The organism is Kitasatospora sp. NPDC096204 (assembly GCF_044763205.1).
Taxonomy (GTDB): Bacteria; Actinomycetota; Actinomycetes; order Streptomycetales; family Streptomycetaceae; genus Kitasatospora.
The window spans coordinates 23595-49111 of sequence record NZ_JBIWFT010000023.1; the positions used below are offsets into that span (position 1 = coordinate 23595).

Annotated in this window: 3 protein-coding genes; all 3 read right to left on the reverse strand. The window is 74.9% G+C overall.

The annotated features are described in order from the left end of the window. Positions 1-3: 3 nt before the first annotated feature. Genes ACIQ87_RS24425 through ACIQ87_RS24435 form a run of 3 tightly spaced genes read right to left on the reverse strand, consistent with a single transcriptional unit; the run spans position 4 to position 25433 of the window. The gene (locus ACIQ87_RS24425; RefSeq protein ID WP_402410071.1) at positions 4-1287 is read right to left on the reverse strand and encodes a cytochrome P450; all 1284 of its coding nucleotides are present in this window, start codon (positions 1285-1287) and stop codon (positions 4-6) included. A 5-nt stretch (positions 1288-1292) separates the two neighbouring features. After that, complete coding sequence (locus tag ACIQ87_RS24430; RefSeq protein WP_402410072.1) at positions 1293-1508, reverse strand: MbtH family protein; 216 nt, start codon at positions 1506-1508, stop codon at positions 1293-1295. A 3-nt stretch (positions 1509-1511) separates the two neighbouring features. Next, the gene (locus ACIQ87_RS24435) at positions 1512-25433 is read right to left on the reverse strand and encodes a non-ribosomal peptide synthase/polyketide synthase (RefSeq protein ID WP_402410073.1); all 23922 of its coding nucleotides are present in this window, start codon (positions 25431-25433) and stop codon (positions 1512-1514) included. Positions 25434-25517: the final 84 nt, after the last annotated feature.

Genomic DNA, 25517 nt, shown 5'->3' on the forward strand with positions numbered 1-25517 from the left:
GGGTCAGTAGGTGACCGGGAGGGCGCTCAGCCGCCGCTGCAGCGGGTTGGGCCGCCACTCCAGCGAGGCCCCGTCGGCCAGCCGCAGCCCGGGCAGCCGGCGCACCAGGGTGCCGACGGCCACCTCCGCCTGGAGCTTGGCCAGCGGGCCGCCGAGGCAGAAGTGCGGGCCGTTGCCGAAGCTGAGGTGGCGGTTGTCGGGCCGGGTCAGGTCGAGCCGGTCGGGGTCCTCGAAGCGCTCGGGGTCGCGGTTGGTCGCACCGAGGAACAGGTAGACCAGCTCGCCCTCGCGCAGCGTCCGCCCGCCGATCTCCAGGTCCTCCGCGACGACCCGGACGATCGCCTGGGTCACCGTGTCGTAGCGGGCGAGTTCCTCGACGGCGCCGCGGATCAGCCCCGGGTCCGCGCGCAGCCGGGCCAGCTGGTCGGGGTGGCGCAGCAGGGCCAGCATGCCGTTGCCGATCAGCTGGGTGGTGGTCTCGTCGCCTGCGGTGATCAGGACGAAGCAGGTGGACAGCAGTTCGGAGTCGGTGAGCCGGTCGTCCTGCTGCTGGGTGGCGACCAGGGCGCTGATCAGGTCGTCGCCCGGGTCGGCCCGGCGGGCGCGGATGAGGCGGGCGAGGTACTCCTCGTACTGGTCGATCGCCTCCTCGGACTTGTCGAGGTCCTCGCTCAGCCGGCCGAAGCGGCTGAACCAGGTCTTGACCTGCGGGAGGTCGTCGTCCGGGATGCCGAAGAGCCGGCAGACGACGGACATCGGCAGCGGGGCGGCGACGGCCTCGATCAGGTCCATGGCCGGCCCGGCCTGGACGGCCCGGTCGATCAGCCGGTCGACGATCCGCTGGACGCCGTCGCGCAGGGCTTCGACGCGCCGGGCGGTGAAGGCCCGGTTGGCGAGCTTGCGCAGCCGGGCGTGGTCCGGCGGGTCGGTGTTGGACATCACCCGGCCGAGCCGGTCGGTGAGCCGGCTGAAGGACTTCAGGTCGCCGCCGAGGGCGACGTAGGCGCGGGTCATCCGGTCCCGGTCGTTGGACAGCCGCGGGTCGGTCAGTGCCGCCTCGACGTCGGCGTACCGGGTGAGGTACCAGATGCCCTGGGCACTGCGGTGGACCGGGCTCTCGCTCCGCATGCGGGCGTAGAACGGGTACGGGTCGCGGCGGGCCTCGGGGGTGAGCAGGTCCGCGGCGAGGTCGTGGGGCTCGGCGGGGCCTGCGGGCTCGGCGGGGTCGCGGGGCCGGGCGGGGCCCGCGGTGTCGCGGGCCCCGTCCCTGGTGTCGGTGGTGGTCACGTCGGCTACCGCTGGGCGTCCATGGCGTCGGCCAGGCTCCTGGGCCGCATGTCGGTCCAGGACTTCTCCACGTACTCCAGGCAGGCGGCGTGGGTGTCGGGGCCGTGGGTGACGGTCCAGCCGGCCGGGACGTCCGCGAACTGCGGCCACAGCGAGTGCTGGTTCTCGTCGTTGACGAGCACGAGGAAGGTGCCGTCCTGGTCGTCGAAGGGGTTGGTCATGGGTCAGTCCTCCTGGTGGTGGGAAACGGTGGCGTCGCCGGTGACGTCGGCGATCCTGGCGGCCAGGACCGGTCCGATCTGGGCCAGCGAGCCGGGTTGGGTCATCCGGTTGTGCCGGGTGGTGACCTCGTGCGATTCGATCCGGCCGGTGATGTAGGGCTGCCAGATCCCGGGCCCGGCGTTGTCGTCGGCGCTCCGGTCGATCGTGGAGTTGAAGAGCAGCAGGTCCCCGTCGAAGGTCCCGGGGACGAAGTCGACCGCCAGCTTCGCGTTGTTGATCATGATCTGGACGACCACCTCGACCTGCCGCTCGGTCAGGCCGGCCAGCGCGCTGCCCCGCCGGTTCAGCACCTCGGCGACCTCCGCGTAGGTGATCTCCCGGTCGCCCAGCTCGTCCGGGTCGACGTCGAGCACCCCGACGAGCACGTCCCGCTCGGTGGGCACCGGCACCTCCTCGAACTTCACGTCCTTCACCGGGTAGGCGTCGAGGATCGCCAGCAGCGCGGTCCGCTCGCCGCGCGACTGCAGCTCGCAGGCGAGCGCGTGGGCGATCAGCCCGCCGGCGGACCAGCCGAGCAGCAGGTACGGGCCCTCCGGCTGGATCTTCCGGATGTGGTCGGCGTAGTCGGCCGCCATCTCCTCGTAGGACGTCGGCAGCGGTTCGGGCCGGCCGAGGCCGCGCGCCTGGATCGCGTAGACCGGGTGCTGCGGGCCGACGTGGTTCAGCAGCCCGCTGTACGACCAGCTGATGCCGCCGCCGGGGTGGACGCAGAACAGCGGCGTGCCCGTCCCGGTCGACCGCAGCGGCAGCACCACGTCCAGCGCGTCGTCCGGGTCGTTCATGACCAGGCGTTCGGTGAGCCCGGCCACCGTCGGCGCCTCGAACAGCATGCGCAGCCCCAGCTCCAGGCCGAGGGTCTCGCGGACCCGGGAGGCCAGCCGGGCGGCCAGCAGCGAGTGCCCGCCCAGGTCGAAGAAGTTGTCGTCGATGGACACCGGCTCCCGGCCGAGGACCTCGGCGAACAGGCCGCACAGCAACTGCTCCTGCGGCGTCCGCGGGCCGCGGCCGGCGTCCGACGCCCCGTACTCGGGGGCGGGCAGAGCGGCCCGGTCGAGCTTGCCGTTGGCGGTCAGCGGCAGCGCGTCCACGGTGACGAACGCCGCCGGCACCATGTAGTCGGGCAGGTCGCGGCGCAGCCGGCCGGACAGCTCGACCACCTCCGGCGCGCCCTCGGGGGTGGGCACCAGGTACGCGACCAGCCGCTTGTCGCCCGGCCGGTCCTCGCGGGCGACCACGGCCGCCTGGGCGACGCCCGGGCAGCCCGCCAGGACGGCCTCGATCTCGCCGGGCTCGATCCGCAGGCCGCGCAGCTTGACCTGGTGGTCGGCGCGTCCGGCGAACTCCAGGGTGCCCTCGGGCCGCCACCAGGCCAGGTCGCCGGTGCGGTACATCCGGCTCCCGGACGGCCCGTACGGGTCGGCGGTGAAGCGCTCCGCGGTGAGGCCGGGCCGGCCGTGGTAGCCCCGGGCCACGCCGACCCCCGCGAGGTACAGCTCGCCGACCATCCCGGCGGGCAGCGGCCGCAGGTGGTCGTCGAGCACGTAGGCGCGCATGTTGGCCATCGGGCCGCCGATCGGCACGGAGGCGGCCTGCTCGGGCAGGTCACGCACCGGGTGGCAGGTGGCCAGGGTGGTGGCCTCGGTGGGGCCGTAGCCGTTGACCACCTCGATGCCGGGGCAGGCCTCCAGCACCCGGGCGGCCGCGGCCGGGGAGACCACGTCGCCGCCGGTCCACACCTCGCGCACCCCGGCGAGCAGGCCGGGGCGCTCCTCGGCGACCAGCCGGAAGAGTCCGGCGGTGAGCCAGAGGCCGGTCACCCCGTGCGTGCCGATGGTGTGCTGGAGCAGGTCGAGGTCGAGCTGCTCGGGCGGTGCGACCACGATCCGGCCTCCGTTGAGCAGCGGCACCCACAGCTCGTAGGTGGAGAGGTCGAAGGCCGTCGGGGAGTGCATCAGCACCCGCTCGTGTCCGCCGCCGCGCCATTCGGGGGTCAGCGCGTGGCCGACCACGTCGCGGTGGGTGACGGCCACGCCCTTGGGCCGCCCGGTCGACCCGGAGGTGTACATGATGTACGCCAACTGCCGTGGATCACACGGGACTTCGACGGCAGACGGGTCGGGCTCGGCGTCCACCAGGGCGGCCAGCACCTCCGCGGTGAGCACCAGGGCCGCGCCGCTCTCCCGCAGGATCAGTTCGATCCGGGACGCCGGGAAGCGCGAGTCCAGCGGCACGTAGGCGCCGCCCGCCCGGACGATCGCCAGGATGGCCACGACCAGGTCCGCCGAGCGTTCCATCAGCACCGCGACGGGTGTCTCCGGCCGGACGCCCTGGCGGACCAGCGCCCGGGCGAGCCGGTTGGAGCGCCGGTCGAGCTCCCGGTAGGTCAGCTCGGTGCCGCCCGCCACGACGGCCACCGCGTCCGGGGTGGCCCGCACCTGGCGGGCGAACAGCTCCGGCACCGCGGCCCGGGGCAGCTCGGCGGCCGTGTCGTTGAACCCGTGCAGCAGCCGGTGGCGCTCCTCCTCGGACAGGAGGTCGATCCGGCTGAGCGGCCGGTCCGGGTCGGCGACCGCCGTGCGCAGCAGCCGGGCCAGGCGGTCGAACAGCAGCTCCACGGTGGGCGCGTCGAACAGGTCGGTGGCGTACTCCACCGCGCCGACCAGGCCGCCGGGGGCACCGTCCGGGCGGAACTGCTCGGCCAGGCTGAAGGTCAGATCGACCCGGGAGGTCCCGGTCGGCGCCTCCAGGTGGCCGGTCTCCAGCCCCGGCAGCGCGAACTCGCCCAGCGGCGCGTTCTGCAGGGCCAGCATGACCTGGAACAGCGGGTGGCGGGCCAGCGACCGCGCCGGGTTGACCACCTCGACCAGGTACTCGAACGGCACGTCCTGGTGGTCGTACGCGGTGAGCGCCTTCTGCCGTACCCGGCCGAGCAGTTCGGCGAAGCCGGGGTCGCCGCCGGTGTCGGTGCGCAGCACCAGGGTGTTGACGAAGAAGCCGACGAGCTCGTCCAGTGCCTGGTCGGTGCGGCCGGCGATCGGGCTGCCGATCGGGATGTCGCTACCGGCGCCGAGGCGGGTGAGCAGCGCGGCGAGGCCGGCCTGGAGCACCATGAACATGCTGGCGCCGCGCTCGGTGGCGAGGTCCCGCACGGCCTGGTGCAGTTCGGCGTCCAGCCGGACGGCGACCCGGTCGCCCAGCTGGGAGGCGACCGGCGGGCGGGGCCGGTCGGCGGGCAGCTGGAGCTGCTCCGGCATGCCCGTCAACTCTTCCTTCCAGTAGGCAAGTTGCCGGGCGAACAGGCTGTCCGGGTCGGCGGCGTCGCCGAGCAGGTCGCGCTGCCAGCCGGTGTAGTCGGCGTACTGCACCGGCAGCGGGGCCCACTGCGGCTCCTCGCCCCGGCAGCGGGCCGCGTAGGCGGCCGCGAGGTCCGCGGAGAGCGGGCCCATCGACCAGCCGTCGGCGGCGATGTGGTGCACCACGACCAGCAGCGCGTGCCGGCCGGGCGCGAGCGCGTACAGCTCCGCCCGGACCGGCGGCTCCGCGGCCAGGTCGAAGCCGCGCCGGGCCGTCCGCGCCAGCCGTTCGGCCAGGCGGTCCTCGTCGAGCTCGACCAGCGGCAGCTCCGGGTACGCGTCCGCGGCGCTCAGCACGACCTGGTACGGCACGCCGTCCGTCTCGCGGAAGACCGTCCGCAGGCTCTCGTGCCGGGCGACCACGTCCGCGAGCGCGGCGTGCAGGGCCGGCCGGTCCAGTTCACCGGTCAGGCGCAGCGCGAGCGGCATGTTGTAGGTGGCGCTCGGCCCGTCCATCCGGTGCAGGAACCACAGCCGGCGCTGGGCGAAGGACAGCGGTACGTGCTCGGGGCGGGACCGGGCGGTCAGCGCGGGCCGCGCCGTTCCGGAGCCATCCAGGCGGGCCGCCAGGGCGGCCACGGTCGGGGTCTCGAAGAGCGTGCGGACCTCCAGTTCCGCGCCGAGGGTCGCGCGGACCCGGGAGGCCAGCCGGGTCGCCAGCAGGGAGTGCCCGCCGAGGTCGAAGAAGCTGTCCTCGACCCCGACCTGCGCCAGTCCGAGCACCTCGGCGAACAGCTCGGCGAGGAGCTGCTCCTGCGGGGTGCGCGGCGCCCGCCCGACCACGGCCGGGCCGAGGTCGGGGGCGGGCAGGGCACGGCGGTCGAGCTTGCCGCTGGCGGTCAGCGGCAGCGTGTCCAGCGCCACGAACGCCGAGGGGACCAGGTAGTCGGGCAGCCGGCCCCGCAGCCAGTCGCGGAGTTCGCCGATGAGGGCGCCGGTGCCCCGGCTGCCGGTCGGGCGGTTGGTCAGCGAGGACAGCGCGGTGCCGCCGCCGCGCACCGGCCGGTAGGCCTCGACGGGTGCGTCCGCCGGCCCGTCGGTGGAGTCGGCGCCGTCGGTGCAGTCGGTGAAGAGCGCGTCGAGGGCTTCGGGCGCGTCGGCCGACCAGGTGAGGTCGACCCGGCGGCCGAACTCCCCGCCGAGGGCGTGGAAGTCCTCCGGGTCGGGCAGTTCGGCACCGTCCGGACCGTGCGGCTCGGCGCCGTCCGGACCGTGCAGCCGCTCCAGCAGCCCGGCGAGCGTGCCGTCCCCGTCGCGCACCGCCCGGGCCAGCTCGGCCTCGCGTGCGACGCGGCGGTTCGGGATCCCGCTGAGGCGCACCGGGCCGGCGCCCGGTCGCCCGAGCAGTTCGCGCAGCTCCGCCAGCCCGGCGACGTCCCGGCCCCAGGCCAGGTCCAGCGGCTGGACGGGTACGGCGGGCCGCTTGTGCAGCGTCACGTCGTAGCGGTAGCGGCTCAGCTCGTTGTGGTGGCGGCCGCGCTTGACCTCCACGGCCACCGCGCCGATGCCGGTGCCCTGCTCCCGCAGGGCGGTGAAGAAGTCCGGGTCGACCAGGAGTTCCTTCTCGACCCGCAGGGCCTGCTCCACGGCGCGGCGCACGGCCGCGAGGTCGGCGCCGTCCCCGGCGCGGTGCAGTTGGACGGCCGTGGCCAGCGGGCGCAGCAGCCGCAGGTTGCGGACGTCACCGATGAACAGCGCGCCGCCGGGGGCGAGCAGCGCCGTCAGCTTCCCGATCACGTCGGCGAGGTACTCGGCGGACGGGAAGTACTGCACCACCGAGTTGATCACGATGGTGTCGAACGTCCCGGCCGGCAGCCCGTCGGTGTCGTGCGCCGGACGGGTCTGGAGCACGACCCGCTCGGCCAGCTCCGGTCGGCGCGCCACCTGGACGGCGAGCGCGTCGATCGCGGTGGCGGAGAAGTCGGTCGCCCAGTAGGTCTCGCACTGCGGGGCGATCTGCGAGAGCAGCAGGCCGGTCCCGACGCCGACCTCCAGCACCCGGCGGGGGCGCAGGGCCAGGATCCGGGAGACGGTCGCGTCCCGCCATTCCCGCATCTGCTCGACGGGGATCGGAGCGGCGTCGTAACTGCTGTTCCAGCCCACGAAGTTCCGGCCGAACGCGGCCTCCTCGGGGGTGATGGGCAGGGCGTCGTAGATGCCCCGCCACTCGTCCACGTGGTCGGCCTCGACGCCGCTGTCGCGGGCGGGCTCCTGTCGCGGGACGACATAGCCGATGAGCCGGTCGTCCTGGGCGAGGACGGCGGCCCGGGCGACGGCGGGGTGCTCGGCCAGGGCCGACTCGACCTCGCCGGGCTCGACCCGGAAGCCGCGCACCTTCACCTGCTCGTCGGCCCGGCCGAGGTACTCCAGCTGGCTGTCGGCACGGAAGCGGACCACGTCCCCGGTGCGGTACATCCTGGCGCCCGAGGCATCGAACGGGCAGGCGACGAACCGTCCGGCCGTCAGACCGGGCCGGTTCAGGTACCCGCGCGCCAGCCCGGCACCGGTCACGTACAGCTCCCCCGGTACGCCCGGCGGCACCGGCCGCAGCCGCTCGTCCAGCACGTAGACCCGGGCGTTGGTGATCGGACGGCCGATCGGCGGCACGCCGGACGCGGGCGACAGCGGGTCGCTCATCGTGGCGCACACCGTGGTCTCGGTCGGACCGTACGCGTTGATCATCCGCCGGCCCGGCGCCCAGCGGTCCACCAGCTCCGGCGGGCAGGCCTCACCGGCCACCACCAGCGTGGACACCGCCACCGAGCACACCGGCAGGGCGGCCAGGACGGACGGCGGCACGGTCACATGGGTGACCGCCAGGCCCGGGTCGGACAGCGCGGACACCGGATCGGCCGCCGGGGGCAGCACCAGGGCCGCTCCGCGCAGCAGGGCGGTGAAGATCTCCGACACCGAGGCGTCGAAGCTGGGCGAGGCGAACTGGAGCACCCGGCTGCCGGGTTCGATCGCGAACCGTTCGATCTGGGCGGCCACCAGGCTGGCCACACCGCCGTGGCCGACCACGACGCCCTTGGGGCGGCCGGTGGAGCCGGAGGTGTAGATCACGTACGCCGGGTGCCGGACGTCGAGCGCGACCTGCGGGTCGGTGTCCGGCCAGTCCCCGTCCGAGACCATCGCGGGGTCGTCGACGAGCACCGCCGGGCGGGCGTCGTCCAGCATGAAGTCGATCCGCGCCCGCGGGTACGCCGGATCCACCGGCAGGTACGCCGCCCCGGCCTTCAGCACACCCAGGACGGCCACCACCGACTCCACCGAACGCGGCAGCGCCACCGCCACCAGCTGCTCCGGGCCGACACCCCGCGCGATCAGCGCATGCGCGAACCGGTTCGCCCACGCGTTCAACCGACGGTACGTCAGCTCGCTCTCGCCCTGGACGAGGGCGACCGCGTCCGGCGTCGCCGCGACCTGCGCCGCGAAGGCCCGCGGCACCGGGACGGCGTCCACCTCGCGGGCGGTCGCGTTGCCGTGCTCCAGCAGCCGGTGCCGCTCCTCGGCGTCGAGGAGGTCGATCCCCCCGATCGGCCGGTCCGGGTCGGCGGTGACCGCCTCCAGCAGCCTGGCCCACCGTGCGACCAGGGTGGCGACCGTCGAGCGGTCGAACAGGTCGGTGGCGTACTCGACCGCGCCGACGATCCCGGCGGGGCTCCCGTCCGGGCCGAACTGCTCGACCAGGCTCACCCCGAGGTCGAACTTGGCGGTTCCGGTGGCCACCGCATAGGTGGCCACCTCCAGCCCGGGCAGCGAGAAGCGGCCCATCGGCGCGTTCTGCACGGCCAGGATCGTCTGGAACAGCGGGTGGTGGGACAGCGAGCGGGACGGGTTCAGCACCTCCACCAGGTGCTCGAACGGCACGTCCTGGTGCGCGTACGCCGACAGCGCCGTCTCCCGCACCCGACCCAGCAGCTCGGCGAAGCTCGGGTCACCGCTGGTGTCGGTGCGCAGCACCAGCGTGTTCACGAAGAACCCGACCAGCTCGTCCAGCGCCTCGTCGGTACGCCCAGCGATCGGGCTGCCGATCGGGATGTCCGTCCCCGCGCCCAGCCGGGTGTACAGCGCCGCCAGCGCCGCCTGCAGCACCATGAACAGACTCGTGCCGGTGCGCCGCGCCAACTCCGTGAGAGCGGCGTGCAGTTCGGCGTCGAGCTGCAGGCCGACGTGGTCCCCGCGCCAGTCGGCGACGGCCGGCCGGGGCCGGTCGGTGGGCAGCTGGATCAGCTCCGGAAGCTCGGACAACTGCCGCTTCCAGTAGCCGAGTTGCTCGGCGAACCGGCTCTGTGGGTCGGCGGCCTCGCCGAGCAGCTCGCGCTGCCACAGCGTGTAGTCGGCGTACTGCACCGGCAGTGCCGGCCGGTTCGACGCCCGGCCCTCGCGGCGGGCCGCGTACGCCTCGGCCAGGTCCCGGGCCAGTGGGCCGGTGGACCAGCCGTCGCCGGCGATGTGGTGCATGACCAGCAGCAGCACGTGCTCGTCGGCCTTGTCCGCGAGCGCGAACAGCCCGGTCCGCAGCGGGGGTTCCGCCGCCAGGTCGAACGGCTGCCGGGCGAACTCGGCCAGCTGATCGAGGAGTTCGGCCTCCGGCACCTCCGTCAGCCGTGCCCGGGGACGGGCCGCGGCCGGGTCCAGGACGCGCTGGCAGGGGACGCCGTCGATCTCCGGGAAGACCGTCCGCAGGCTCTCGTGCCGGGCCACCACGTCGGCCAGCGCCTGGTCCAGCGCCGCCCGGTCCAACGTCCCGGTCAGCTGGAGCGCCAGCGGGATGTGGTACGTCGCGGCGGCGGCGTCCATGCGGTGCAGGAACCAGAGCCGGCGCTGCGCGAAGGACAGCGGCACCGCGTCCGGTCGCTCGTGCGGCGTCAGCGCCGGACGGGCATGGCCCGCCCCGGCCAGCACCCCGGCCAGGCCCGCCACGGTGGGCGCCTGGAAGAGCGCACGCAGCCCCAGCTCCACGCCGAGCACCGAGCGCACCCGCGCGGCCAGCCTGGTCGCGAGCAGGGAGTGCCCGCCCAGGTCGAAGAAGTCCTCGTCGACCCCGACCTGCGGCACACCGAGCACCTCGGCGAACAGGCCGCACAGGATCTGCTCCTGCGGCGTGCGCGGCGCCCGGCCCGCCTCCGTGGTCGCGGACTCCGGCGCGGGCAGAGCGGCGCGGTCCAGCTTCCCGTTCGGCGTCACCGGCAGGGCGTCCAGCACCACGAACGCCGACGGGACCAGGTAGTCGGGCAGCCGGTCGCGCAGGTGCGCCGCCAGCTCCGCCGGCCGGACCGCCGCGCCGGGGCGGGCCGCCACATAGCCGACGAGCCGGTCGTCCCGGGCCAGGACGGCGCACTGGGCGACAGCGGGATGGCCGGCCAACGCGGCCTCGACCTCACCGAGTTCGACCCGGAAGCCGCGCACCTTCACCTGGTCGTCGGCGCGGCCGACGTACTCCAGCTCGCCTCCCCCAGCCTCCGGCCGGGGGGACCCCCATGCACGTCGCCGCACCAGGTCTCCGGTGCGGTACATCCTGGCGCCCGGGGGACCGAACGGGCAGGCGACGAACCGCCCCGCCGTCAGCGCGGGCCGGTTGAGGTAGCCGCGCGCCAGCCCTGGGCCGGCGATGTACAGCTCCCCCGTCACGCCCGGCGGCACGATGCGCAGCCGCTCGTCCAGCACGTACACCCGGAGGCCCGCGACCGGCCGGCCGATCGGCGGCACGCCCGCCCCCGGGGACAGCGGCTCGCTCATCGTGGCGCACACCGTGGTCTCGGTCGGACCGTACGCGTTGATCATCCGCCGGCCCGGCGCCCAGCGGTCCACCAGTTCCGGCGGGCAGGCCTCACCGGCCACCACCAGCGTGGGCACCGCCACCGAGCACACCGGCAGGGCGGCCAGGGCCGAGGGCGGCAGGGTGACGTGGGTGATGTCGAGCCGGTGGTCCGTCAGGGCCTCCAGCGGGGCCTCGGCCGGGGCCAGGACGAGGGCGGCACCGGCGAGCAGGGCGCCGCACAGGTCCCAGAAGGAGGCGTCGAAGCTGGGCGAGGCGCACTGGAGCACCCGGCTGCCCGGCGCCACGCCGAGCCGCTCGGTCTGCGCCGCCACCAGGCCCGACACCCCGCCGTGGCTCACGGCCACGCCCTTGGGGCGGCCGGTGGAGCCGGAGGTGTAGATCACGTACGCCGGGTGCCGGACGTCGAGCGCGACCTGCGGGTCGGTGTCCGGCCAGTCCCCGTCCGAGACCGTCGCGGGGTCGTCGACGAGCACCGCCGGACGGGCGTCGTCCAGCATGAAGTCGATCCGCGCCCGCGGGTACGCCGGATCCACCGGCAGGTACGCCGCCCCGGCCTTCAGCACACCCAGGACGGCCACCACCGACTCCACCGAACGCGGCAGCGCCACCGCCACCAGCTGCTCCGGGCCGACACCCCGCGCGATCAGCGCATGCGCGAACCGGTTCGCCCACGCGTTCAACCGACGGTACGTCAGCTCGCTCTCGCCCTGGACGAGGGCGACCGCGTCCGGCGTCGCCGCCACCTGCGCCGCGAACAGCTCCGGCAGGCTCACCGCGGCCGCCTCGCCGTCGACGGCGGGCAGCAGCTCGCGCCGCTCCTCGGCGGACAGCAGGTCGATCCCGCCGATCGGCTGGTCCGGGGCGGCGGCGACGGCCGCCAGCAGCCTGGTCCACCGGGCCGCCAGCGCCTCGACCGTCGAGCGGTCGAACAGGTCGGTGCTGTACTCGACCGCCCCGCTCAGCCCGGCCGGCGCGCCGTCCGGCCCGTGCTCCTCCGCGAAGCCGAAGGTCAGGTCGAGCCGCGCGGTCCCGGTGAGCACGGTCACCCCGGAGACCCCCAGGCCGGGGAGGTCGAAGTCGCCGCCCGGCGCGTTCTGCACGACCAGCCCGGTCTGGAACAGCGGGTGGTGGGACAGCGAGCGGGCGGGGTTCAACGCCTCCACCAGGTGCTCGAACGGCACGTCCTGGTGCGCGTACGCCGACAGCGCCGTCTCCCGCACCCGCGCCAGCAGTTCGCTGAACGACGGATCACCGCTGGTGTCCGTCCGCAGCACCAGCGTGTTGATGAAGAACCCGACCAGCTCGTCCAGCGCCTCGTCGGTACGCCCCGCGATCGGACTGCCGATCGGGATGTCCGTCCCCGCGCCCAGCCGGGTGTACAGCGCCGCCAGCGCCGCCTGCAGCACCATGAACAGGGTCGTGCCCGAGCGACGCGCCAACCCCGTGAGAGCGGCGTGCAGTTCGGCGTCGATCCGGAGTTCCAGCAGGTCGCCGCCGTACGACATGGTGGCCGGGCGCGGCCGGTCGGCGGGCAGCCGCAGCTGCTCGGGCAGCCCCGCCAGCGCCTCGCTCCAGTAGCCGACCTGGCGGGCGAACACGCTGTCGGCGTCCTGCTCGTCGCCCAGGATCTCGTGCTGCCACAGGGTGTAGTCGCCGTACGTCACCGGCAGCGGCGGCCAGGCCGGCGCCCCGCCACCGTGCCGGGCGGTGTAGGCGGTGGCCAGGTCACGGGCCAGCGGGCCCATGGACCAGCCGTCCCCGACGATGTGGTGCATCACCAGCAGCAGCACGTGCTCGTCGGTCCGGTCCGCCACCGCGAACAGCTCCGCCCGCAGCGGCACCTCCGAGGTGAGGTCAAAGCCGCGCACCGCCGCCTCGCGCAGCAGGGCGGGCAGCTCCGCCTCCCCGGCCGCGCGCACGGTCAGCGGGACGGCGGCCTCGGCGGAGTCCAGCACCCGCTGGTACGGGACTCCGGCGAGGTGCGGGAAGACGGTGCGCAGGGTCTCGTGCCGGGCCGCCACGTCCGCGAGCGCGGCGCTCAGGGCGGGCCGGTCGAGGTCGCCGGACAGCCGCAGGGCGAGCGGCATGTGGTAGGTGGCGCTCGGCGCGCCGAACTGCTGGAGGAACCAGAGCCGGCGCTGGGCGAACGACAGCGGCATCGGCTCTCGGCGGGGCCGGGGCACCAGGGCCTGCCGCGCGGTGCCGGCGTCGTGCAGCCCGGCCGCGAGTCCGGCGGGTGTCGGGGTGCGGAACAGGCTGCGCAGCTCCAGTTCCACCCCGAGGGTGGCGCGGACCCGCGAGACCAGCCGGGTGGCGAGCAGGGAGTGCCCGCCCAGGTCGAAGAAGTCCTCGTCGACCCCGACCCGGGCCACGCCCAGCACCTCGGCGAACAGCTCGCAGAGGATCTGCTCCTGCGGGGTGCGCGGCGCGCGGCCACCGGTCGTACCGGTCGGCTCGGGCGCGGGCAGCGCCGCCCGGTCCAGCTTGCCGTTGGGCGTCAGCGGCAGCGCGTCCAGCAGGACGAACGCGGACGGCACCAGGTAGTCCGGCACCCGGTCGCGCAGGTACGCCGCCAGCTCCGCCGCGCTCGACCCGGCTCCGGCCGGGGGGACGACGTACGCGACGATCCGGGTCTCGCCCCGGTCCTCGCGGGCGAGCACGGCCACCTGGGCGACGCCCGGGTGGGCCGTCAGCTCGGCCTCGATCTCGCCCGGTTCGATCCGGAAGCCGCGCACCTTGACCTGGTGGTCCACCCGGCCGGCGAACTCCAGCTCCCCGTCGGAGCGCCAGCGGGCCAGGTCACCGGTGCGGTACATCAGCGAGCCCGCCGGGCCGTACGGGTCGGCGACGAACCTGCTCGCCGTCAGCCCCGGCCGGTTCAGGTAGCCGCGGGCCAGCCCCGCGCCGGCCAGGTACAGCTCGCCCAGCACCCCGGCGGCGACCGGCCGCAGAGCCGAATCCAGCACGTACACCCGGCAGTTGGCGATCGGCCGGCCGATCGGCACCGGCAGCGGGCAGTCCGCCGGGTCGACCGGCAGCGGATAGGCGGTGATCACATGGGTCTCGGCGGGGCCGTAGTGGTTGTGCAGCACCCGGCCCGGGCGGCGGGTCCGGAAGCGGCGCACCGCACCGCCGAGCCGCATCGCCTCGCCGGCCTGGGCGACCAGCCGCAGGTGCGGCAGCTCCAGCCCGGCCTCCTCGGCGGCCTCGGCCAGCGCCTCGACCACCAGGTTGGGCGCGAACAGCTCGCCCACCCGGTGCCGGTCCAGCCAGTGCGCGAACAGCTCGGCGCTGCGGCGCTGCTCCTCCGTCGGCACCACCAGGGTCTTGCCGTACAGCAGCGCGGAGAGCAGCTCCTGCACGGAGACGTCGAAGCTGATCGCGGTGAACTGCGCGGTGCGGGTGCCGGGTTCGCCGCCGACGGCCTCGTGGTGCCAGGTCAGCAGGTTGAGCAGCCCGGCCGCGGGCATCACCACGGCCTTGGGCCGGCCCGTGGAGCCGGAGGTGTAGATGACGTAGGCCGGGTGCCGGGCGTCCACGGCGACGGCCGGGTCGTGCTCCGGCCACTCCCCGCCCGGGGTGACGGCGGCGAGGTCGTCGAGCACCACGGCCGGGCGCGCGTCCTGCAGCATGTACGCGATGCGGACTGCCGGGTAGTCCGGGTCGACCGGCAGGTACGCCGCACCGGTCTTCAGCACCGCGAGGATCGCCACCACCAGCTCCGCCGAGCGCGGCAGCCGCAGCGCGACGACCTGCTCCGGCCCGACCCCGCGGGCGATAAGCGCGTGCGCCAGCCGGTTGGCCCGACGGTTCAGCTCGCGGTAGGTCAGCACGGTGGACTCGAACACCACCGCCTCGGCCTCCGGGGTGGCCCGGACCCGCGCCTCGAACAGGGCCGGCAGCGTGGCGGCGGGGACGGGCCGACCGGTGTCGTTGCGCGCGACCAGCAGCTCGTGCCGCTCCTCGGCGGTGAGCACGTCGATCCGGCTGAGCGGCCGGTCCGGCTCGGCGACCACCGCCGCCAGCAGCCGCAGCCACCGGGCGACCAGTGCCTCCACCGTGGCGTGGTCGAACAGGTCGGTGCTGTACTCGACCCGCCCGACGATGCCCTCGGCCGGCCCGCCGGTGCCGCCCCCCTCCAGCAGGTGGAAGCCGAGGTCGAACATCGTCGTCGGCGTCCGCACCGGGACGATCTCGGCCGCCAGGCCGCTCAGCGCGAACTCGGTGCGGGGCGTGTTCTGCAGCGCGAGCAGCACCTGGAACAGCGGCTGGCGGGCGAGCGACCGGGACGGGTTGAGCGCCTCGACGACCTGCTCGAACGGCAGGTCCTGGTGGGCGTACGCGCCGAGCGCGCCCTCCCGGACCCGGCCCAGCAGCTCGGCGAACGACGGGTCACCGCTGGTGTCGGTCCGCAGCACCAGAGTGTTGACGAAGAACCCGACGAGGTCGTCCAGCGCCTGGTCGGTCCGGCCGGCGATCAGGCTGCCGAGCGGGATGTCCGTGCCCGCGCCGAGCTTCTCCAGCAGTGAGGCCAGGGCGGCCTGGAGCACCATGTACACGCTGGCGCCGTGCTCCCGGCCCAACCGGACCAACCCGGCGTGCAGTTCCGCGTCCAGCTCGACCGCCAGGTGGCCGCCGCGGTGGGAGGGGGTCGCGGGGCGGTGGCGGTCGGCGGGGAGCCGGATCTGCTCCGGCAGTCCCGCCAGCGTCCGCGTCCAGTAGGCCAGCTGACCGGCGAACAGGCTGTCCGGGTCGGCGGCTTCGCCGAGTAGCTCCCGCTGCCACAGGGTGTAGTCGGCGTACTGCACGGGCAGCGGCGCCCACCGCGGCTCCTCGCCCCGGCGGCGCGCCGCGTAGGCGGTGGCCAGGTCGGCGGCCAGTGGGCCCAGCGACCAGCCGTCACCGGCGATGTGGTGGACCACCAGCAGCAGCACGTGTTCGTCGGCGGAGAGCTCGAACAGCTCGGCGCGCAGCGGCGGTTCGGTCGCGAGGTCGAACCCTCGGGCCGCGGCTTCGGCCAGCAGTTCCGGCAGGGCCGTTTCATCGGCCGGGGTGGCCGACACGCTCGGGCGCGTCTCTCCGGCGGCCAGTACCTGCTGGTGGGGCACGCCGTCCGCGGCCGGGAAGACCGTGCGCAGGGTCTCGTGCCGGTCGACGAGGTCGCCCAGCGCAGCCGCGAGGGCCGCCAGGTCCAGCGGGCCCGAGAGCCGCCACGCGAGCGGCATGTTGTAGACGGAGTCGGCGTTCTCCAGCTGGCGCAGGAACCACAGCCTCCGCTGGGCGGACGAAAGCGGCACCCGCTCAGGCCTATCCGCCCGCTCCAGGGCGAGCCGGGCCCGGCTGGCGCACTCCAGTCCGGCGGCCAGCCCGGCCACGGTCGGGGTGCGGAACAGGGTGTGCAGCGGCAGCTCCACGCCCAGCACCGACCGTGCCCGGGCGACCAGCCGGGTGGCCAGCAGGGAGTGCCCGCCGAGGTCGAAGAAGTCGTCGTCGGCGCCGACCTCGGAGAGGCCAAGCACCTCCGCGAACAGCCCCGCCAGCACGTGCTCCTCGGGAGTGTGCGGCGCCCGGCCGGTCCGTGACACAGTGAACTCGGGCTCGGGCAGCGCGCGCCTGTCGAGCTTGCCGCTGGTGTTCAGCGGCAAGGTGTCGAGGGAGACGAACGCGGCGGGCACCATGTAGTCCGGCAGCCGCCCGCGCAGGTGGGCGCGCAGCTCCTCCGGTCGCAGCTCGGCGCCGGGAGCGAGCACCAGGTAGGCGACCAAGCGAGTGTCCGCCGCCCGGTCCCTCCGCGCGATCACCGCGACCTGGCCGACCTGCGGGTGTTCGGAAAGCGCCGTCTCGATCTCGCCGAGTTCGATCCGGAAGCCGCGCACCTTCACCTGGTCGTCGGCCCGGCCGATGTACTCCAGCTGGCCGTCGGCACGCCGGCGCACCAGGTCACCGGTGCGGTACATGCGAGCACCGTCCGGCCCGAACGGGCAGGCGACGAACCGTCCGGCGGTCAGCCCCGGCCGGTTCAGGTAGCCGCGTGCCAGACCCGGGCCGGAGAGGTAGAGCTCCCCGGTCACACCCGGCGGCACCAGGCCCAGGCGATGGTCCAGCACGTAGGCCCGCTGACCGGCGATGGCGCGGCCGATCGGCGGCACGCCGGACCCCGGCGACAGCGGCTCGCTGATCGTGACCACGACCGTCGTCTCGGTCGGGCCGTACGCGTTGAGCATCAGCCGTCCCGGCGCCCAGCGGGCCACCAGCTCGGGCGGACAGGCCTCCCCCGCCACCGCCAGTACCGGCACGGTCACCGCGTCCGGCGAGAGCGCCGCCAGCACCGAGGGCGGAACGGTCGCGTGGGTGAGCGCGAGGCTCGGGTCGGTCAGCGCGGCGACCGGCTCGTTCGCAGAGGCAGGCACCAGGGTGGCGCCGCTGAGCAGGGCGCCGAGGATGTCCCACAGCGAGACGTCGAAGCTGGGCGAGGAGAACTGGAGCACCCGGCCACCGGGCTCGATGCCGAGGCGCTCGGCCTGTGCTGCCGCCATGGCCCGCACGCCCGCGTGGCTCACCAGCACGCCCTTGGGCCGGCCGGTCGAGCCGGAGGTGTAGATCACGTACGCCGCGTGCCGGGCGTCCACCGTGACGACCGGATCGGTCTCCGGCCACTCCGGCGACTCGGTCACCCGGGCCACCGTCGCCAGGTCGTCGACCACCACGCTCGGCTTCGCGTCGTCGAGCATGAACGCGATTCGCGACTCCGGGTAGACCGGATCCACCGGCAGATAGGCGGCTCCTGTCTTCAGGACGCCCAGGACGGCCACCACGAACTCCACCGACCGGGGCAGCGCCAGCGCCACGATCTGCTCGGCAGCCACCCCCCGGGCGATCAGCGAGTGCGCGAACCGGTTGGCCCACGCGTTCAGCCGGCCGTACGTCACCTCCACCTCTCCGGAGGCCAGGGCGACCGCGTCCGGCCTCGCCACCACCTGGGCCGCGAAGGCCGCCAGCACGCTCTCGGCGTCCGCCGTGCCCTCGGCGGCGGGCAGCAGCGCGCGGCGTTCCCTGGCGGACAGGAGCTCGATGCGGCTGAGCCGCTGCCGCGGGTCGGCTACGGCCGCCGTCAGCAGCCGGACCAGGCGCGCGACCATCGTCTCGACGGTGGCCGGGTCGTACAGATCACTCGCGAACTGCACGAAGGCGTCGATCCCGGCGGGGGAGCCGTCCTCGGCGCGCTGCTCGGCCAGTGAGAGAACGAGGTCGAACTTGGAGGTGGCGGTGGTCATTTCCAGCTCGCTGACGCGCAGACCGGGTGGGGCGAACCCGACCCGGTCGTGGTCCTGCAGCACCAGCATGACCTGGAACAGCGGGTGGTGGGAGAGCGAACGGGACGGGTTGAGGGCCTCCACCAGGTACTCGAACGGCAGGTCCTGGTGGGCGTACCCGGCCAGCGCGGTGTCCCGGACCCGGCCCAGCAGTTCCACGAAGGTCGGGTCGCCGGAGGTGTCGGTGCGGAACACGAGGGTGTTGACGAAGAAGCCGACCAGCTCGTCCAGCGCCTGGTCCGTCCGGCCGGCGACCGGGCTGCCGAGCGGGATGTCGTCGCCCGCGCCGAGCTTGCTCAGCAGTGCGGCCAGACCGGCCTGGAGCACCATGAACAGACTGGTGCCGTGCGCACGGGCGAGCTCGCGCAGACCGCGGTGCAGTTCGGCCTCCAGTCCGGCGTGCACGAAGCCGCCCCGGTGCGAGGCGACCGCCGGGCGGGGCCGGTCGGTGGGCAGCTGGAGCAGTTCCGGCAGATTCGCCAACTGCCGGTTCCAGTAGGAGGACTGGCGGGCGAGCAGGCTGTCGCGGTCGCCGGCTTCGCCGAGCAGCTCGTGCTGCCACAGGGCGTAGTCGGCGTACTGGACCGGCAGCTCCTCCCACCGCGGCTCCTCGCCGCGGCAGCGCGCCGTGTAGGCGGCGGTCAGGTCCCGCGCGAGCGGGCCGAGCGACCAGCCGTCACCGGCGATGTGGTGGAGCACCAGCTGGAACACGTGGTGGTCCGGCGCCGACTCGAACAGCCCGGCCCGCAGCGGCACGTCGACCGCCAGGTCGAACGGACGGTCCTTCGCCGCCGCCAGCGCGGCCGGTAGCCCGGCGTCGGTGGTCGGGCTCACGAGCAGCCGCGGGCGGGCCGCCGCGACGTCCAGCACCCGCTGGTGCGGCACGCCGTCCACCGCCGGGAAGACGGTGCGCAGGCTCTCGTGCCGGGCCACCACGTCCGCCACGGCGGCCTCCAGGGCCCGCCGGTCCAGCGCCCCGGACAGCCGCCAGGCGAGCGAGATGTGGTAGTTCGCGCCGGCGCCCTCCAGCTGGTGCAGGAACCACAGCCGCCGCTGGGCGAACGACAGCGGGATCACCTCGGGGCGCTCGCGCCGTACCAGGGCGGCCTGCGCCGGTCCGGCCGCCACCAGGGCGGCGGCCAGGCCGGCCGGGGTCGGCGCCTCGAACAGGGTGCGCAGCGGCATCTCCACGCCGAGCGTCGCGCGGATCCGGGCGGCCAGGCGGGTCGCCAGCAGCGAGTGCCCGCCGAGGTCGAAGAAGCCGTCCTCGACACCGGCCGACGCCACGCCGAGGACCTCGGCGAACAGCTCGCAGAGGATCTGCTCCTGCGGGGTGCGCGGCGCGCGGGAGACGGCCGCCGGGGCGAGGTCGGGGGCGGGCAGGGCGCGGCGGTCGAGCTTGCCGTTGGCGGTCAGCGGCAGCGCGTCCAGCAGGGCGAACGCGGACGGCACCAGGTGCTCCGGCAGCCGCTCGGCCAGGTACCCGCGCAGCTCGGCCGGGCGCGGCGCGGCCGCGGCGGCCGGCACCAGGTAGGCGACCAGCCGGGTGTCGTCGGCGCGGTCCTGCCGGGCCAGCACGGCGACCTGGGCGACACCGGGGTGCGCGGCGAGGGCCGCCTCGATCTCGCCGAGCTCGATGCGGAAGCCGCGGACCTTCACCTGCTGGTCGGCCCGGCCGACGTAGCGCAGGCTGTGGTCCGCCGCCCGGCGCACCACGTCGCCGCTGCGGTACATCCGGGCGCCGGCCGGCCCGAAGGGGTCGGCGAGGAACCGTCCGGCGGTCAGGCCGGGCCGGTTCAGGTAGCCGCGGGCCAGGCCCGGGCCCGCGACGTACAGCTCACCCGCGACGCCCGGGGCGACCGGGCGCAGGGCGTCGTCGAGCACGTACGTCCGCAGGTCCGGCAGGGCCGTGCCGATCTGCCCGGCGGCGCCGGAGCCGTCGAGGGCCGCGTGGGTGACGTGCACGGTGGTCTCGGTGATGCCGTACATGTTGACCAGCCGCGGCGCGTCCTGCGGGTGCCGCTCGTACCAGCTCGCCAGCCGGGCGTGCTCCAGCGCCTCGCCGCCGAACACCACGGTGCGCAGGGCGAGTTCTGGCCCCGCCTCGTGGTCCGCCCGCATCAGCTGGTAGAAGGCGGAGGGCGTCTGGTTGAGCACCGTCACCCGCTCGCGGGCGAGGAGTTCCAGGAAGGCGTGGGGCGAGCGACTGGTCTCGTGGTCGACGACCACCAGGCGGCCGCCGTGCAGCAGCGGGCCCCACAGCTCCCACACCGAGAAGTCGAAGGCGTAGGAGTGGAACAGCGTCCAGACGTCCTCGGCGCCGAAGCCGAACAGCTCCCGGGTGGTGTCGAACAGCCGCACCACGTTCCGGTGCGGGACCACGACACCCTTGGGGTCGCCGGTGGAGCCGGAGGTGTGGATGACGTAGGCCGCCTGGCCGGGGTCGACCGCGACCTTCGGGTCGGTGTCCGGCTGTCCGGCCAGGTCGGCGGCGTCCAGCGGCAGCCGGTCCACGCCGTCCGCTCCCGGCAGCTCACCGGCCGCGCCGGTGGTCACCAGCAGCGCGGGCCGGCCGTCCTGGAGCAGGTAGGCGATCCGGGCGGCCGGGTAGTTCGGGTCCACCGGGAGGTACGCGCCGCCCGCCTTGAGTACGGCGAGCACCGCCACGACCTGCTCCGCCGAGCGCGGCAGGGCCAGGGCGACGAGCTGCTCCGGGCCCACCCCCCGGTCGATCAGGGCGTGCGCGAGCCGGTTCGCCCGGGCGTTCAACTCGCCGTAGGTCAGGGTGACTTCGCCGTCCGTGAGGGCGACGGCGGCCGGGTTCGCCCGCACCTGCCGCTCGAACAGCGCGGTCAGGCCGAGCTCCGGCGGCTGCTCGGCGCGGTCGGGACGCGTCGCCGGGAGCAGCGCGCCGAGTTCCTCGGCGGACAGCACGTCCACCCGGCCGATCCGCCGGCCGGGGTCGGCGACGACGGCGCGCAGCAGCCGCAGCCACCGCTCGACGATCCCGGCGGCGGTGGCCTCGTCGAACAGGTCGGTGCTGTACTCCAGGACGCCCGCGAGCCCGTCGGGCTGTTCGGCCAGGATGAAGGTCAGGTCGCACTTGGCCGTCCCGGTGTGGACCAGGTCGGTGGCCACCCGCAGCCCCGGCAGGTCGAAGGTGCCGAGCGGCGCGTTCTGCAGGGCGAGCATGGTCTGGAACAGCGGGTGGTGCGCCAGCGTCCGGGTCGGGTTGAGCGCCTCCACCAGGTGCTCGAACGGCACGTCCTGGTGCGCGTACGCGGCGAGCGCGTCGGCGCGCACCCGGCCGAGCAGTTCGGTGAAGGACGGGTCTCCGGAGAGGTCGGTGCGCAGCACCAGGGTGTTGACGAAGAAGCCGACCAGCTCGTCCAGGGCCTCGTCGGTGCGTCCGGCGATCGGGGTGCCGATCGGGACGTCGGTGCCCGCGCCGAGCTTGCCCAGCAGGGCGGCCAGTCCGGCCTGGAGCACCATGAAGAGGCTGGCCCCGCCGTCCCGGGCGAGGGTGCGCAGGCCCTGGTGCAACTCGTCGTCGATCCGCACCGGCAGGTGGGCACCCCGGTAGGACATCGCAGCCGGCCGGGGCCGGTCGAAGGGCAGCTCGACCTGCTCCGGAAGGCCTGCCAACTGTTCCCGCCAATAGGCGAGTTGGCTGCTCAGCAGGCTGTCCGGGTCGGCGCCGTCGCCGAGCAGCTCCCGCTGCCAGAGGGCGTAGTCGGCGTACTGGACGGGCAGCGGCGACCACTGCGGCTTCGCGCCCTGCGCGCGGGCCGCGTAGGCCGTGGCCAGGTCCCGTGAGAGCGGCCCGGCCGACCAGCCGTCACCGGCGATGTGGTGCACCACCAGCAGCAGCACGTGCTCCTCGGCCGCCGTCCGGAAGAGTTCGGCGTGCAGCGGCGGTTCCGCGGCGAGGTCGAAGCCGTACCGGGCCGCCGCCGCCAGCCGCTCCGGCAGTTCGCGCTCGACGGTGTCGGTCATCCGCAGCCGGGGTCGGGCCTCGTCCGGGTCCAGTACCCGCTGGCACGGCACGCCGTCCGTCGTCGGGAAGACGGTGCGCAGGCTCTCGTGCCGCTCGACCAGGTCCGCCAGGGCTGCTTCCAGGGCCCGCTGGTCCAGCTCTCCGGACAGCCGCAGGGCCAGCGGGATGTTGTACGTGGCGCTCTGGGCGGGTTCCATGCGGTGCAGGAACCACAGCCGCCGCTGCGCGAAGGACAGCGGTACGGTGTCCGGCCTCTCGCGCCGCCGCAGCGCCGGGCGCGCCCGGCCCGCGACGTCCACGGCCGCCGCCAGTTCCGCCACCGTCGGCGCGTCGAACAGGTCGCCGAGCCGCAGTTCCACGCCGAGGATCGAGCGGGCCCGGGCGACCAGCCGGGTGGCCAGCAGGGAGTGCCCGCCGAGGTCGAAGAAGCTGTCGTCCAAGCCGGGTTCGGACACCCCGAGCACCTCGGCGAACAGTCCGGCGAGCAGGTGCTCGGTCGCGGTGCGCGGGGCGCGGCCCCGGACGGCGGTGGTCTGCTCGGGCGCCGGGAGGGCGCGCCGGTCGAGCTTGCCGTTCGGGGTCAGCGGCAGGGCGTCCAGCAGCACGTAAGCGGCCGGCACCATGTGCCGGGGCAGCCGGTCCCGCAAGTGGTCGCGCAGAACGGTTTCGGTCGGCGCGGCTCCGGGTTCCGCGACGGCGTAGGCGACCAGCCGCGGTTCGTCCTCGGTGCGCACCAGCACGGCGGCCCGGGCGACCAGCGGGTGCTCGGTGAGCACGGCCTCGATCTCGCCGAGTTCGACCCGGAAGCCGCGGATCTTCACCTGGTCGTCGGTGCGGCCGAGGAACTCCAGGTTGCCGGACGCGTCCCAGCGCACCAGGTCCCCGGTGCGGTACATCCGGGAGCCGCCCGGCCCGAAGGGGTCGGCGACGAACCGCCCGGCGGTCAGCCCCGGCCGGTTCAGGTAACCGCGGGCCAGCCCCGTGCCCGCGATGTACAGCTCGCCCGCCGCGCCGGCGGGCAGCGGCCGCAGGGCGCCGTCGAGCACGTACAGCCGGGCGTTGGTGACCGGCCGCCCGATCACCGGGCGCGGGCTCGAACCCAGCGGCGCCACCACCGAGTTGACGGTGCACTCGGACGGTCCGTAGAGGTTGAGGCAGCGCACCCCCTCCGCCGCCCGCAGCTGCGCCCAGAGCCGCTCCGGGACGGCCTCGCCGCCCGCCGCGACCACGGCCGGCCGCCGCCGCGGGTCGCTCAGCAGCCCGTGCTCGACGAGTACCCGGAGGTAGGACGGGGTGGCCTCGACGTAGTCGAGCCCGCACCGCCCGGCGTAGGCGACGAAGGCGTCCGGGTCGGTCCAGGTCGCGTGCTCCAGGACGTGCAGCTCGTGGCCCCCGAACAGGGCGAGCAGCTGGTTCCAGGAGGCGTCGAAGGACACCGAGGTGGTCAGCGCCACCCGCAGCCGCTGCCGCTCCGCGAGCACCGGCTCGAGCTGCACCCGGCGGAGGTCGGCGAGCAGGTCGAGCAGGCCGCCGTGGGTCGGCAGCACACCCTTGGGCCGCCCGGTGGAGCCGGAGGTGTAGATGACGTACGCGGGGTGGTCCGGGTCGACGGCCACCATCGGGTCGGTGTCCGGCAGCCCGTCCAGGTCGGCGGTGTCCGGCACCAGCCGGTCGACGGGCCCGCCCTCCGGGAGCCGCCCCTCGTTGCGGGAGTCGGTGACCAGCAGGGCCGGCCGGGCGTCGTCCAGCAGGTAGGCGATCCGGGCGGCCGGGTACTCGGGGTCGACCGGGACGTACGCCGCGCCGGTCTTCAGCACCGCGAGGATCGCCACCACAAGCTCCGCCGAGCGCGGCAGGGCCACCGCCACCCGCCGCTCCGGGCCGGCTCCCCGCTCGATCAGGGCGTGCGCCAACCGGTTGGCCCGCGCGTCCAGCTCCGCGTACGTCAGCGAGACGTCCCCGCACACCAGCGCGACCAGCTCCGGGGTCGCCCGCACGTGCTCCCGGAACAGCTCCGGCAGGCTCGTGGCCGGAGCCGGAGCCGGAGCGACCGGCCCGGCACCGAGCACCGCCAGTTCGCGCCGCTCCTCGGCGGTGAGCAGTTCGATCCGGCCCACCGGCTCGTCCGGGTCGCAGTCCGCGACGGTGTCCAGCAGCGCGAGCAGCCGCTCCTGGTGGCCGGCGAGGTCCTCGTCGCCGTACGCCTCCGGCGAGCCGTGCAGCCGCAGCAGCGGCGGGTTGCCGTCCCGGTAGTCGAAGACCCAGACGGCGAGGTCGGTGGTCGACCCGGACACGAAGTGGTGCACGTCGGCGGGGTGCCCGCCGAAGCTCGGCCGGGAGTTGAAGGCCATGATGTTGACGATCAGCGGGAACGCCGTGCCGATGCCGCCCGGGGCGCCGAGGTCGCGCAGCAGGTCCTCGCTGCGGTAGCGCTCGTGCGCGACGGCCGTCTCGACCTCCCGCGCCGCCTGGGCGACGAGTTCGCGCCACGGCGTGTCCGGTCGTACCGTCAGCCGCAGCGGCACCACGTTGGACATGGTGCCCGGCACCGCCGTCAGGTCGCGGTCGGCGCCCCGACGCGCGGTGACGGGCATGGCGAGCACCACGTCCTGGTTGCCGGTCAGCCGGTGGGCGTAGAGCGCGGTCGCCGCGATCACCACGCGGGACCACCGGACGCCGGAACGCCCGGCCGCGGCCCGCAGGGCGTCCGGGCGGCGCAGTTCCCGCTCCTCGGCCAGCCGGAGGGCACGGTGCGGGTCGGTGGCGGTGCTGTCGGTGAGCCGGGTCGGGGCGGGCAGGTCGGCGAAACGCCCGGTCCAGTGGGCACGGTCGGCGGCGAAGTCGGCGGACGCGCGGTAGGCGGCGTCGCTGTCGACGAGGTCCCGCAGCGAGCCGAACGGGCACGGCGGCACGGCGCCGCCCTCGGCGAGCGCCGAGTACACCTCGCCGACCCGCCGGCGGAGCATGGAGCTGCTGATCGCGTCCAGCACGACGTGGTGGTAGTTCAGGTACCAGAGGAACTCCGTCGGCGACGCCTCGATCAGCGCGTGCCCGAACAGCGGGTCACGGGCGAGGTCCAGCGGGCGCAGCAGGTCCCGCTCCATCCACGCCACGGCCGCCGCGCGCGGGTCCGGCTCTCCGCTGAGGTCGAGGTGCGCGGGCGCCCAGTCCCAGCTCTCCCGGACGACCTGGCACGGACCGTCGCCGTCGTCGACGAAGGTCACGTGCAGGGCGTCCACTTCGTCGACGACCCGGCGCAGCGCGGTCTCGAAGAGCTCCCGGTCCACCGGCCCGTGGATCTCCAGGCACTCGCCGACGCGGTAGCCCGGGATCGGCGTCCGGGAGCGTTGCTCGGCGAGCCAGATCTCGCGCTGGGCCGCGGTCAGCGGAAGGACGTCGCCGTCGCGACGGGACATGGGGGTACCTCCAGAAGTGTGGGCAGGCGTGTGGGCAGGGCGCGCCGGGCCCCGCCGGCCGCGGTGGCGTCACGCGGCCGGCGG